Origin of the sequence: Mesorhizobium sp. M0052 (assembly GCF_040323255.1) — a bacterium.
GTDB lineage: Bacteria > Pseudomonadota > Alphaproteobacteria > Rhizobiales > Rhizobiaceae > Mesorhizobium.
Genome location: NZ_JAMYUS010000014.1, coordinates 153,983 through 166,438, shown reverse-complemented (window position 1 = coordinate 166,438; position 12,456 = coordinate 153,983). Strand labels below are relative to the sequence as shown.

The 12,456-nt window shown below is 63.8% G+C and carries 11 protein-coding genes; 4 read left to right on the top strand and 7 right to left on the bottom strand.

Translation table 11 applies throughout. From position 1 onward, the window contains the following. Positions 1 to 521 precede the first annotated feature (521 nt). Positions 522 to 764: a DUF768 domain-containing protein gene (locus tag NKJ77_RS20120; protein ID WP_023670565.1), complete on the top strand. Its 243-nt coding sequence runs from the start codon at positions 522 to 524 to the stop codon at positions 762 to 764. Positions 765 to 797: 33 nt separating this feature from the next. On the opposite strand, the gene NKJ77_RS20115 is transcribed toward NKJ77_RS20120, so the two are convergent. Together NKJ77_RS20115 and xseA are read right to left on the bottom strand one after the other, a co-directional pair. Then, positions 798 to 1,916 (bottom strand): DmpA family aminopeptidase, encoded by a 1,119-nt coding sequence (locus NKJ77_RS20115; protein ID WP_023695092.1) that lies wholly within the window; start codon positions 1,914 to 1,916, stop codon positions 798 to 800. Between the two features lie 8 nt (positions 1,917 to 1,924). Next, positions 1,925 to 3,586, bottom strand: coding sequence for an exodeoxyribonuclease VII large subunit (gene xseA / locus NKJ77_RS20110; protein ID WP_023830459.1), 1,662 nt, complete (start codon positions 3,584 to 3,586; stop codon positions 1,925 to 1,927). 91 nt (positions 3,587 to 3,677) lie between these two features. Here xseA and NKJ77_RS20105 point away from each other — a divergent pair, with 91 nt between their 5' ends. Continuing rightward, positions 3,678 to 5,876 (top strand): bifunctional diguanylate cyclase/phosphodiesterase, encoded by a 2,199-nt coding sequence (locus NKJ77_RS20105; RefSeq protein WP_050589839.1) that lies wholly within the window; start codon positions 3,678 to 3,680, stop codon positions 5,874 to 5,876. A 6-nt stretch (positions 5,877 to 5,882) separates the two neighbouring features. Here the strand turns inward: NKJ77_RS20105 and NKJ77_RS20100 are convergent, their stop codons facing one another. Further along, a complete protein-coding gene (locus NKJ77_RS20100; protein WP_023695095.1) occupies positions 5,883 to 6,839 on the bottom strand; it encodes a LysR substrate-binding domain-containing protein in 957 nt (318 codons plus the stop codon). 178 nt (positions 6,840 to 7,017) lie between these two features. Between NKJ77_RS20100 and NKJ77_RS20095 the strand changes: the two genes are divergently transcribed. Then, complete coding sequence (locus tag NKJ77_RS20095; protein ID WP_023670560.1) at positions 7,018 to 7,308, top strand: DUF1127 domain-containing protein; 291 nt, start codon at positions 7,018 to 7,020, stop codon at positions 7,306 to 7,308. Positions 7,309 to 7,541: 233 nt separating this feature from the next. On the opposite strand, the gene NKJ77_RS20090 is transcribed toward NKJ77_RS20095, so the two are convergent. From NKJ77_RS20090 to NKJ77_RS20075, 4 genes are all read right to left on the bottom strand, one after another. After that, complete coding sequence (locus NKJ77_RS20090; RefSeq protein ID WP_023830457.1) at positions 7,542 to 8,603, bottom strand: DUF937 domain-containing protein; 1,062 nt, start codon at positions 8,601 to 8,603, stop codon at positions 7,542 to 7,544. A 90-nt stretch (positions 8,604 to 8,693) separates the two neighbouring features. Next, positions 8,694 to 10,067 carry a glutamate--cysteine ligase gene (locus NKJ77_RS20085; RefSeq protein WP_023670558.1) on the bottom strand — a complete coding sequence of 458 codons (1,374 nt, stop codon included), beginning with the start codon at positions 10,065 to 10,067 and terminating at the stop codon, positions 8,694 to 8,696. 114 nt (positions 10,068 to 10,181) lie between these two features. Beyond that, the gene (locus NKJ77_RS20080) at positions 10,182 to 10,916 is read right to left on the bottom strand and encodes a 16S rRNA (uracil(1498)-N(3))-methyltransferase (protein WP_023715634.1); all 735 of its coding nucleotides are present in this window, start codon (positions 10,914 to 10,916) and stop codon (positions 10,182 to 10,184) included. A 31-nt stretch (positions 10,917 to 10,947) separates the two neighbouring features. Next, positions 10,948 to 11,595, bottom strand: a complete 648-nt coding sequence (locus NKJ77_RS20075) for a hypothetical protein (RefSeq protein ID WP_023830456.1) — start codon at positions 11,593 to 11,595, stop codon at positions 10,948 to 10,950. An 86-nt stretch (positions 11,596 to 11,681) separates the two neighbouring features. Between NKJ77_RS20075 and NKJ77_RS20070 the strand changes: the two genes are divergently transcribed. After that, positions 11,682 to 12,380, top strand: coding sequence for a type 1 glutamine amidotransferase (locus NKJ77_RS20070; RefSeq protein WP_023751995.1), 699 nt, complete (start codon positions 11,682 to 11,684; stop codon positions 12,378 to 12,380). The last annotated feature ends 76 nt before the right edge of the window (positions 12,381 to 12,456 follow it).

The following is a 12,456-nucleotide window of genomic DNA, read 5'->3' as shown; positions in this document are numbered from 1 at the left end:
GAGCGGGGTGACGCTGACGAGAGCTTTCTGATTTTGGCCCACGAAACGCAATAAAATCAACATCTTCATACGCCCTCCGGGGCCATCCGATCTCCATACTGGACGGGGATGACGTTTGACACAGCGCGGCGGAAAGAAGCAGGATGGCTGATAGAGTCGACATCGCATAATGATGTCACTATATAGCGGCGGCTTCGACCGTGTAGCTGTGGCGGTGTACCACGAAGCAGCAGAAAATGTGTTACGCGTTGCGATCCCTATTGTGATACAAATCGGCCGTCGACAGCAGGAAAAGATCGTAAGAACAACAGCATAGAGCCGAAGCCGATCCCGGCCAACGTACCACTCTATCAAACAATCAGAACGTGCTCATTGAACCCTTCCCTTCATTCGGCTCTTCGGACCTCCGACAAGATCAACTTGCCGGGCGAAGCCGACTCGGTTCGAATGGCAGCATGCATCCTTTACCGGGTGCGGACGTTTACGGTTACCAACCGGCATAGCCGCCAGGGAAAAGCAGTATGAGTGAACATGCGATCGAGTTCTTGCGCGGATGGATCGGTGAAAAGGTCCACTGCCAGCACTCGCCGGTAAAGATCGAGAAGCAGGCCGAGACCCTCGCCAAGGAGTGCGCGGCCAAGGCCGCTGAGGTCGGCATTCCGCTGGAAGATATCCAGGAAGAAGTCGGCGACATCCAGGAACTGATCGCATCGCGGCTCGAAGAGGCGGCCGAGGCCGACCAGAGCAACGCGGCCAAGCCGTGACGCAACAGGCCTGGCGCCGCCAGGCCTTGTCCTCTATCCAAATCGATCTTTCAGCCAGGCCTTCGGCAGCGCCGGCACGAAATTGCCGTCGCGTCCGCTCATATCCTCATTGGCGACCATTGCATTGAGGATCGCCTCCTCTACGCCTTGCGCCACCGCATCGAAGAACGGATCGATATCGACGTCCGGGATGTAAGCGGCGTTTGCGGTTCGTCCCGACGGTGCAAGTGCTGCTTGCGGATTGGCGGTGGTGAAGGCCAGAAAAATGTCGCCCGAACTGTGGTAGCCGAAGCCGCCTGTCATGGCGATGCCGAGCGGCACGCGCTTTGCCAGCCGCTTCATCTGGTGCGGCAGAAATGGCGCATCGGTGGCGACGATGGCGATGATCGAGCCCTTTTCGGCACGCGGCGTGCCTTCGCGCATCGCCGGCTCCACCAGATCGGGCCCGACGCGGGCGCCGCGCAGTGTGAAATTGCGCCGCTTGCCGAAATTCGCCTGCACGAATACGCCGACCGTATGCCTGATGCCCTGCCACTCGATGATGCGCGATGCCGTGCCCGAGCCGGCCTTGAAGCCAAAGGCAATCATGCCGGTGCCACCGCCGACACTGCCTTCCTCGATCGCTCCACCGGCGGCACCGTCGAGCGCGGCTTCGACATCTTCGAAGCCGACGTGATGACCGTTGATGTCGTTGAGGAAACCATCATAGGTCTCCGCCGCAACCGGCAGGCCCCAGCCGCTGTCGAGCGCCGCCGGCAGCACGCGTTGCATCCAACGCAGCGTGCCGTCGCGGGTGACGCCGCAGGAATGCGTGTTGGTGATCGTGACGGGCAGGTTGAAGGCGCCGACTTCCTCGATAATGTGCGACCCCGTCAACTCGCCATTGCCGTTCTGGCTGAAGACACCCGCAAACACCGGCGTGGCGAGCTCAGCCAACGGCCGCGGCAGAATGGCGGTGACGCCGGTGCGCACCGGCCCCGTGCCAACCTCGAGCAGACCCTCGCCGGAAATCAGCGTCGCATAGCCGACCGATACGCCGGGCACATCGGTGATGGCGTTGAAGCCGCCCGGCGTGCCCTCGAAGGCAATGCCGAAAGCACGGGCGCGCGGCTTGCCCGCCGGCGTTTGAAGATGCGGGTCATGTCCGGTCATGCGGTCCTCTAAAAAAGCGAGCCCTGATTGCCCGGTTCTTTCGGTTTGCTGGCCGTCGGCTTTGCGGCGGGTTTGCTGGCCGCTGGTTTGGCAACGGCCTGCACCCGCTCGGCGTCGCCGGTCGCGACTGCATTTACGATGCCGTCGGCGAACTCCAGCTGCAGGCCAGCGCCCGGCGCCACATCAACTGCCAGTTTGATCACCGCGCCGCCGGCATCCTTGACCAGCGCGAAGCCGCGGGCCAGCACAGCCTTGTGCGACAGCGTTGCCATCAGCCTCTCGGATTGGACGATGCGGCCGCGCAGTCGCTCCAGCCTGAGCAGTACCGCTTGCGTGCCTCGTCTCGTCAAAGCTGTCAGAAGATCCCTCTGCACGGTTTGCCGCCGTGCCGTTGGCTCGATCGTAATGCGGCCTTGCAGCAAAGCCAGTTGCTGCCTGTGCCGTTGCAGGGATGCTTTCGCACATTTTGGCAACTGATCCGCCGCACGATTCAACTCCGCGCGCCGGGCTCTCGCCAATGCGCGCAGCGCCCCCTGGGCGCGCAAAAGGTTGCGGTCGTTGGTGCGTCGCGCCTCGGCAATCCGCCGCGACAGCGTTGCCGGAGTGAGCTTCACGGCGAAGAACCGAGCTTGCTTTCTTTCGGTGGAGACCATCAGCCCCCGGCTAAGCCGGCTGGCCGCCTCGTCCAGCCGCCGTCGCGGCAGCGCCAGCAACTGGTCGGGCGAGGGCAGCGCGCGGGCGGCCGCACGCGAGGCCTGCCGCTTGCGTTCGAAATTGCGCAAGGTGGCTGCTTTGAGCCGTGCGCCAAGACTGGCTAGTGTCGCTTCGAGGTCCGCTTTCACCGGCACCGCGATCTCCGCCGCACCTGTCGGCGTCGGTGCGCGCATGTCGGCGACGAGGTCGATCAAGGTCCAGTCGGTCTCGTGCCCGACGGCCGAAATCACCGGAATGCGCGAGGCGGCGACGGCGCGCGCCAGCCCTTCATCGTTGAACCCCCAGAGGTCCTCGAGGCTGCCGCCGCCGCGCGCCACGATCAGAAGGTCGGGCTGGGCAATCGCGCCATCCCAGGCCAGCGCGTTGAAGCCGTTGACGGCGGCCGTCACTTCCGCCCCCGCCGTCTCGCCCTGGACTCTTACCGGCCAGACCAGCACATGCAGCGGAAAGCGGTCCTTGATGCGATGGATGATGTCACGGATCACCGATCCGGTCGGCGAGGTGACGACGCCGATGGTGCGCGGCATGAACGGCAGCCGCCGCTTGCGGCCGGCATCGAAAAGTCCTTCGGCCTGCAGTCGCCGCTTGCGCTCTTCCAAAAGCGCCATCAGCGCCCCGGCGCCGGCGGGTTCTAGATTGTCGATGACGATCTGGTAGTTGGATTTGCCGGGATAGGTGGTGAGTTTGCCGGTGGCGATCACCTCCATCCCCTCTTCGGGACGGAATTTCAGCCGGCTCATCGTGCCTTTCCAGACCACGGCATCGAGCCGCGCGCGGTCGTCCTTCAGGGTGAAATAGGCATGGCCGGAAGAGTGCGGCCCGCGATAGCCGGAAATTTCGCCGCGCACCCGCACATGGCCGAAGACATCCTCGACCGTGCGCTTCAGCGCGCCGGAAATCTCGCTCACCGTGTATTCGGTGGCATTGGTTCGTGATTCGGATTCTGCGTCGCTCATCGGCCGATTGAGCGGCTGTTGTCGCTCCGCGTCAAGATTCCATAACTTGATCTTAAGCCTGGCCTGATTGACTCTGGGCCAAGGAGGACGCATGAGCGCCCGCAAACAACGCAGCCCGTTGACGTTCCAGGTCACCCTGACGGTGCTGACGCTTGCCGTTTTTGCACTGGCCATCGTTGTCGGCTTCGGCCTTTACGCCACCATGCAGGCCGACCGGGTCTCGCTCGAGCGGGAGAAGGTTTTCCTTGCCAACGGCCTGCAGGACCTGATCGCCGCGGTAAAGCGCGAGCAGGAAAGCGTCGCCGTCTGGGATGATTCCGTTATAAACGCCAAGGCCGGCAACCAGACCTGGATGGCCGAGAATTTCAGCGTCTGGATGTACTCGTATTACGGCCACAACCGGGTCTATGTGCTGGACAACGCCAACCGGCCGGTCCACGCCATGCGCGAAGGCAAGGTCGTGTCGCCTGCCGTCTTTGGCGAGGACGAACCCGCTTTGCGGCCGACCATCGCCAGGTTGCGCCAGATGATGAGCAAGGACGCAAGCCAGGCCGGCGCAAAATTCGTTGCCGACGATCTGGTCTCGCTTGGCGGTCAGCCTGCCATACTCAGCGTCATGCCTCTGGTGCCGAGTTCGGATCGCGTCACCCAGGCATCCGGCAGCGAATATCTGCATGTCTCCATAGAGTTCATCAACGACGCGGTGATCGGCAAGATCGCGCAGAAATATCTGCTGGCGGGGGCGCATCTCCTGCCGATGGCTCAGCCGCTTGGCTCGGCTGCCATTCCGCTTATCGACAAACAGGGTGTCATCCTCGGCTATATTGCCTGGGACCAGGAACGGCCCGGCCTGACGCTGGTGGGCAAGGCCAGCCCGGCCCTGGCTCTGGCCGCGCTGGTTGCGGCGAGCGTGCTCGCCTTTCTGCTCCGGCGTCTGCGCCGTGCGTCATCGGCGCTGCAGACCAGCCAGGCCCAGGCGCAATATCTCGCCTTTCACGACACGCTCACCGGCCTGCCCAACCGGGCACTGTTCGAGGACAGGCTGCGGCGTGCCTTGCTTACCTCCGGCAATGAAAGCAAGGTCGCGCTGCTTTATCTCGATCTAGATCGCTTCAAGCATGTCAACGACACGCTTGGTCACCCGGCAGGCGACGAACTCGTGCGCCAGACGGCGGCCAGGCTTCAGCATACGGTTCGCGACGTCGACACGGTGGCAAGACTGGGTGGCGACGAATTCGCGGTGATCCTGATCGATGTCCGCGACGTAAGGAACGCCGAGGATATTTCCGAGAGGGTGCTGCAGAAACTGCAGGAGCCGTTCAAGCTGATGGACGATCAGGTCTTTATCAGCGCCAGCATCGGCATAGCCTTGTCGACAGGCCCTGATGCCGACGCAGACGATCTGCTGCGCAAGGCCGACATCGCGCTCTACGAAGCCAAGAAGAACGGCCGTGGCCGCTACCAGGTCTTCGCCGGCGACATGGACGACCTTTTGCTGCGCAAGCGCAAGGTCGAGAGCGAGCTGCGTAGCGCGCTGAATGGCGGCACCGGTATCAAGCTCGCCTACCAGCCGGTCTTTGCCAGCGACGGCAAGACCATTGTCGGCGCCGAGGCGCTGATCCGCTGGGCGCATGAGGTCCATGGCGCACTGCCGGCGGCGCAGTTCATCGCCATCGCCGAGGAACGCGGCATGATCGGGCAGCTCGGCGCATGGGCCCTGCTGGAAGCCTGCCGCTTCGCCCTGAAGACCAAACTGCCGTGGCTCGCCGTCAATGTCTCGCCGCTGCAATTGCGCGACGCCGGCTTTGCCGAAGAGGTTGCCTCGATCCTCGCCGAAACCGGACTGGCGCCGAAGCGCCTGCAGCTCGAAATCACCGAAAACGTTCTCCTGGAAAACAACGACACCACCAGAGCGGCTCTGGCAGCCTTGCGCCAGTCGGGCGTCGGCATTGTGCTCGACGATTTCGGCACCGGCTATTCGTCGCTGAGCTATCTGCGCCGCCATGCCATCGACAAGCTCAAGATCGACCGCTCCTTCGTGCGGCTTCTCGACGGCGACGGCAATTCGGGCGCCATCGTCAAGGCGCTGATCGATCTCGCCGGCGCGCTCAAGGTCGAGGTCACCGCCGAGGGCGTAGAGACCGAGGTGCAAAAGGCGCTGCTGGTCGCCATGGGCTGCCAGCAGCTGCAGGGCCACCTCTTGTCGCCGCCGCTGGAGCCGGCGCAATTGGTGGCGCTGCCCGGCCTGTCGTCGGCCAACGCAACGACGGAGGCGGCAGCGTCGGCCTGATCGTTCCTACCAGCCAGGCAGGATCTGGTTCGGCTTGCTCCGCTTCATCTTGGCGAAGGCGAGCGAGGCGAAATCGAAGCTTCCCGTTTCTTCGCCGAGCGGCACGGAAATATTGTCGAGGCTTTCCGAGATGTGTCGGGCCAGAGCGTCGACGATTTCGGGACGCGAGGTCTGGCCGCGCATGATGCCGATGCGGCAGTCGGGCAGGGCGCCAAAACCGTCGGCTTCGCCCAGCACTCGCATGCCGGGCCGCAGCGCGCATTCCGGCAGCACCGAGATCGCCAGCCCCGACAGCACCGCGGCGGTGATGACGGTGGCCGAGAAGCTGGTGAACAGGATTCGATAGTCGCGGTTTTGCCGGTCGAGCACATCGACGGCGGCGCGCCGCCAGATGCAGTTCGGCCGGCCGAAGGCCATCGGCAGCACTTCCTGTTCGTGCGTGGCATGGTTAGCCGAGGTCACCCATAGCAGCGGCTCGCGCCGCACCACTTCCGACTGGCCGCGCGTATCGTTGTGCGTCACCAGCGCAAGATCGAGATTGCCGCGCTTGATATGCTCGACCAAGCCTGGCGTAGGCTCGCAGATGACGGTCAGTTCGACGCGCGGGTTTGACCGTGTGAAGCGTGCCATGATTTCGGGCAGGAACCGGTCGGCATAGTCGTCGGGGGTGCCGATGCGGATGGTGCCTTCGAGCCGCTGGTCATCGAAGGCGGCTAGCGTTTCGCGGTTGAGATAGAGCAGGCGGCGCGCGTAGGAGAGCAGCTTGTCGCCTTCCTCGGTCAGCCTGTTGGTGCGGCCGTCCTTTTCGAACAGCGGCTTGCCGATCCGCTCTTCCAGCCGGCGCATCTGCATCGACACCGCCGATTGCGTGCGCAGCACTTCCTCGGCCGCGCGGGTAAAGCTGCCGGTATCGGCAATCGAGATGAAGGTCTGCAACTGGTCGAGATCGAGTGGCGCTTTCATCGGTCCAATCCATCAGTAGCGTTGATGCTAAAGATTAGAAACATTCGTTCGATTAATCAATCGGTGCGTGGCAAATTCACATTGTCCACATGAAGGCATGTGAATCCAGACCGGAACGGCCGCTGTCCCCAGCGCCGATCGCCTGGTCTTGTCCAGTTCGAGTCTGAAGGAGACCGACATGACCACGTTTGATTTCGCCACCGAGACCTCGCGCATCACCTCGCGTCCGGCCGTTGCGACGCGCGTGGCCAACACCCTTCTCAATGCCTACCAGGCCTGGAAAAATCGCCGGGCCTTCTATCGCCTCGGCGAGATGTCGGACGCCGAACTCGCCGATATCGGCCTGACGCGCGCGGATCTCCATGTCGCCATCGATGTGCCGTTCGGCGCCGATCCGACCGTGAAGCTGCGTGCGATTGCGAGCGATCGCGCCGATACAATCGAAGATCTCGCCCGCCAGATAGCGTGATATCGGGCGCATTGTTTCGGTTGCCGTGAACCTTTCTCAGGCTCGCTACGACCAACGAGTATAGCAGGCTCCCCACTCCCTGCCGGTTCCCCGCCGGCCAGCCTGCACACTGGCCCGGTCCTCCTCCAGGACCGGGCTTTTCTTTTAAAGCTCCGTCGTCATCGTGCGGTCTGCGCCGCGTCGCTTCGTTCCTTGCTCCGAAGCCGCGAAGGTCAGCGCCCAACTACCACCAACTACCGCCGGTCCATGTCCCGCTTGAACTGGTCGAAGATCGTTTCCACGCCCTTCTGATAGTCGTCGCGCTGCTGGGCGCCGGTCTCGAACATCTTGCCGAAAATATCGTCGAACGGATTGCGTGGCCTGCCGCTCGGATTGGCCTGCGGTTGCGGCGCCTGGCGCTCCTGCGGTGCCTGTCGCGGCTGGGGTGCTTGCGGCTGCTGCGGCGCCGGCTGCCCACCGGGCAGGCCGAAGCCGCCACCACCGCCTTGCCGCATCATCTCTTCAAAAATCTTGCCCAGCGGGTTGTCGCCGTAAGGGCTCTGCGTCTGTTGCGGCTGTGTTGGCTGCTGCGGCCGGCCCTGCGGTTGCTGTGCCGCGCCACCGCCGAACATATCCTGCAGCACCTTGCCCAGCGGATTGTCGCCATATGGGTTGGGCGCCTGTTGCGGCTGGCTTTGCGGCTGTTGGGCGCCGCCGCCGAACATGTCCTGCAGCACTTTGCCCAGCGGGTTCTCACCGTAAGAATTGGGTGCTGGCTGCGGCGCAGGCTGTGCCCCGCCGCCCGCCTGCCGCATCATCTGTTCGATGATCTCGCCGAGCGGATTGCTGCCGCCGCCGAAGCCACCGGCGGCCTGCATCTGCCCCCCGGTCAACTGGTTTGTCGTCTGCTTGAACAATCCGCCCATCACCATCGAAGCGATGGCCGGCAGCATCTGCTGCAGGATCTGCTGGCTGACGCCGGTCGCCTGCGCGGCCTGGCTGGCCACCGCGCGCGACAGCTCCTTCGAGCCGAACAGATGACCCAGAATGCCATCGCCCTCATTGACGCCTTGCGGTGAGAAAGCCCTGGTCGCGTCCTCGAAGTATTTGGCGTGCTGGCCGCTCGCCATCGCCGTCATGAAGGCGCCTAGCCCATAGGGATCGGCGGTGTTGCGTTGCAGCCCTTGCGAGAAGGCCGGCAGCAGAGCGGCGACAGCCGCCTGCGTCTGCTGCATGGAAAGCCCGTACTGCTGGGCAAGCGCCTGCATGCCGTTGCCGTTCTGCGCCTGCGCCAATATGTCGAACAAGGTAGGCATCGGTTTCTCCTCCGGGAAATCCTCGAGGGAGAACCTAGTTCGTTTCGATGTTCGATTGAAGCGGCTTTTGCCGCTGCTCAAGGCGCGACGCTAATACGCATATTCCATGAACACCGGCTCGATCGAGCCGCCCCAGCGCGTGTGGTAGGCCGACAGCATTTCCTCGGCACTGGTGGTACCGCGCGCCACGACTTCGTCCAGCGTGTTGAGGAACGAGGTCTCGTCATAGCCGTCGCGGTTCTTCCTGCCGCGATTTTTCAGCCCAAGGCGCGAAATCGTCATTACATCGCGGCCGATCTCACGCAGCGTCGTGTTGCGGAACGGCGCGGAAATGCCTTGTTCCGGCACCGCATTGCGCATCGCCAGCGTTTCTTCATAGGTCCAGCTCGAAGTCAGCGCCTCGGCGGCGTCGAGCGCGGCCTCGTCATAGAGCAGCCCGACCCAGAAGGCCGGCAGCGCGCAGATGCGGCGCCACGGCCCGCCATCGGCGCCGCGCATTTCGAGGAAGCGCTTCAGCCTGACGTCAGGGAACAGGGTCGACAGATGGTTCGCCCAGTCGCCCATGGTGGGCAGTCCGTCCGGTACTTCATTGCGGGCAACGCCGGCCATGAACTGGCGGAAGGTGATGTGCGTCATGTCGTGATAGTGGCCGTCGCGGATGACGAAATACATCGGCACGTCGAGCGCCCATTCGACATAGTCGGCAAAGCCGAACTCGGGCGAGAAGCAGAATTCGAGCAGGCCCGAGCGCTGGTTGTCGGTGTCGCGCCAGATGTCGCCGCGCCAGCTCTGCAGTCCGTTCGGCCGGCTGTCGGTGAAGGGCGAGTTGGCAAACAGCGCCGTCGACAGTGGCTGCAGCTTCAGCGACACCTGCATCTTGCGGCGCATGTCGGCTTCGCTTTCGAAGTCGAGGTTCACCTGGATGGTGCAGGTGCGATACATCATGTCGAGACCCTTGGTGCCGACCTTGGGCATGTAGCGGGTCATGATTTCGTAGCGCGATTTCGGCATTTTCGGCGTCTCGGCCAGCGACCATTTCGGGCTGCCGCCGAGGCCGAGAAAGCGGATGCCCATCGGCTCGGCGATCTCGCGGACCTGCGCCAGATGCGCATTGCCCTCGCGACAGGTCTGGTGGATCGTTTCCAGCGGCGCGCCCGACAGCTCGAACTGGCCGCCCGGCTCGAGCGAGATCGCGCCCTGGCCGGTCGGCTCGACCAGGCCGATGATGCGGCCGTCATCGATGATCGGGTCCCAGCCGAGCTTTTGCTGCATGCCTTCGAGGATGGCGCGGATGCCGCGCTCGCCGCCATAGGGCACCGGCGCGTTGCCGTCGACATAGAAGGGGAACTTCTCGTGCTCGGTCCCGATGCGCCACTTGTCGCGCGGCTTGTTGCCTTCGGCCAGATGTTCGACCAGTTCGTCGATGCCTTCGATTGGCCGGAAATCGGTTGTGTCGCGCGCCATGGGGCCCCCTCTGCGGCTCTCGGAGCCCGCCGGCGCTAAATGGACGAAATGTCAGCAGCCGATCAAGCGAAAAATCCTGAGCCACAGGTCAACAGGAATTGATCTTTACGCTTCTTACCAGTCTCCGACCGTCGCCTGCATCACCGCAAGCGCCGCTACAGCTGCTGTGTCAGCGCGCAGGATGCGCGGTCCGAGCGGGATGGCAGTGACGAAGGGGAGCGCCCGCAGCATCTTGCGTTCGTCATCGGAAAAGCCGCCTTCCGGCCCGACCAGCAGCGCCAGCTTCCTCTCAGGTATTGCCTGCAATGCCGGCAGCGGGTTGTTGGTCGAGGCATCCTCGTCGCAGAAGATAAGCCGGCGTTCCTTGTCCCAGCCGGAGAGCAGGCGCTCGAATTTCTCGGCCTCGCGCACTTCCGGCACCGCCAGTATGCCGCATTGCTCGGCCGCCTCGACGACATTGGCGCGCAGCCGGTCGATGGAGGGTTTTGCCACTTGCGTGTGCTGGGTGATCACCGGCTGCAGGATGCCGGCGCCCATCTCGACCGCCTTCTGCACGAGATAGTCGAGCCGGCCCTGTTTCAGCGGCGCAAAGCAATAGATCAGGTCAGGCAGGGGCGGTTGCGGTCTCTGCGAGGCCAGCACCTTCAGCCGCACCGCCCTTTTCGACCTGGTGGCAATCGCCGCCGACCACTCGCCGTCGCGGCCGTTGAAGACCAGGATCTCGGCGCCTTCGCCGAGCCGCAGCACATGCGTGAGATAATGGCTCTGCTGCTGGCCGGCATCGAATTCGATGCCTGCCGCGAGGTCGTCCGGCACGAACAGCCGCTGCATCTTGTAATTGGCGCGCATCGCCGAGGAATGGGGGAGGCGGTGCCTGGCGTCAAGTCTCGGCGGAACGATGCCACACCGGTTCAAAACCGTGCCGCAGCACCGAAACGGTCGTGGCCGGTGTGAGCAGGCGCAGCGACCGGCCGGCAAGGCTGTCGAAGGCCGCCGCATCGCCATAGCCTGCGAACGACCAGGGCAGCGCGTTGCCGCCGCGCAGCGCATAGGCCGAGCCGCCATCCGCGATCATCGCTCCGTCCGGCAATTCGGCAAGCTCTCCCATGGTGACATCAGGTGGCTTGCCGCCGGAAGCCAGCCGCTCCTTGTGCAGCCGCTTGTCCACCGTTGGCGCGCGCGGTTCGTTTACACCGAAGACTTTGCCGAAAAGCCCGACAAAATCCGTGGCTCGCTCACGCCGGCAATAGAAACAGGGACGGTGCCCGGCGGCCAGCGCCGTCACCTCGTCGAGGAAGAACAACTCGGTCCAGCCGGCCCTGCCGCCCGGCCTGTTCCTGCCCATCGGCTCGCGCCGCACATTGCGGAATTGGCAGACGCAGATGATCCAGGCCGGCAAGGCCCAACGCTTTTTCAGCAGCGTCTTGGTCTCAGGATCGTGGATGATGCCGCGATTGCCGGTGAACAGGCCGCGCTCGGATATGGCATGGATGGCGCCGAACGGATCGACCCGGTTCTGCAGTGGCATAGCTCTCTCCCGAATACGCATCTTGGCTGCAATACGGGCGACATGATATCGCTCGTCGCGTCATTTCATGTCAGCAGGGTTTTGCGATGCGGGTGCTGGTGGTCCAGAACTACGACAACACCGGCCTTGGCCAGGTTGGTGCCGCGCTCGCCGAAGCCGGCGCCGATCTCGACCTGCGCCGGCCCTACAAGGGCGATGCGCTGCCGGACGACGCGACCGGACACGATGCCATGGTGATGCTTGGCGGCGGTCAGAATGCGCTGGCCGACGATGACTACCCGTATTTCCCGGCGCTGCTCGAACTGACCCGCGATTTCGCCGCCAAGGATCGCTCGGTTCTCGGTATCTGCCTGGGCAGCCAGTTGGTTGCCCGCACTTTCGGCGGTGAGAACCAGATCGGCGCCGCCTCGGAATTCGGCTGGCACAAGGTATCGCTGACGCCGGACGCCAGAACCGATCCGGTGCTTGGCGCACTTCCCCAGGATTTCCCCATCTTCGAATGGCACGACGACACTTTCGCGCTGCCGTCAAATGCGGTGCGGCTTGCCGGCAGCGAGATTGCTGAGAACCAGGCGTTCCGTATCGGCCGCGCCGTCTACGGCTTCCAGTTCCATTTCGAGGCCGACCGGCCGATGGTGAGGGACTGGAGCACGTCCTTCGCGCCGCTGATTGCCGATCGCCATCCCGACTGGCACGATCGCCTCGACAGCGAAATGGCTCTCAACGGCCCCGAGGCTGATGCCGCGGGCTTGGCCATTGCCCGCGCCTGGGTGGCGACGATCTGAACCCAGCCAACGCGCGGCCGTTGCATAATTGGCACGCGGCGGGGAATCTGCCGGGGACAACTTCTTTCGTCCTTGG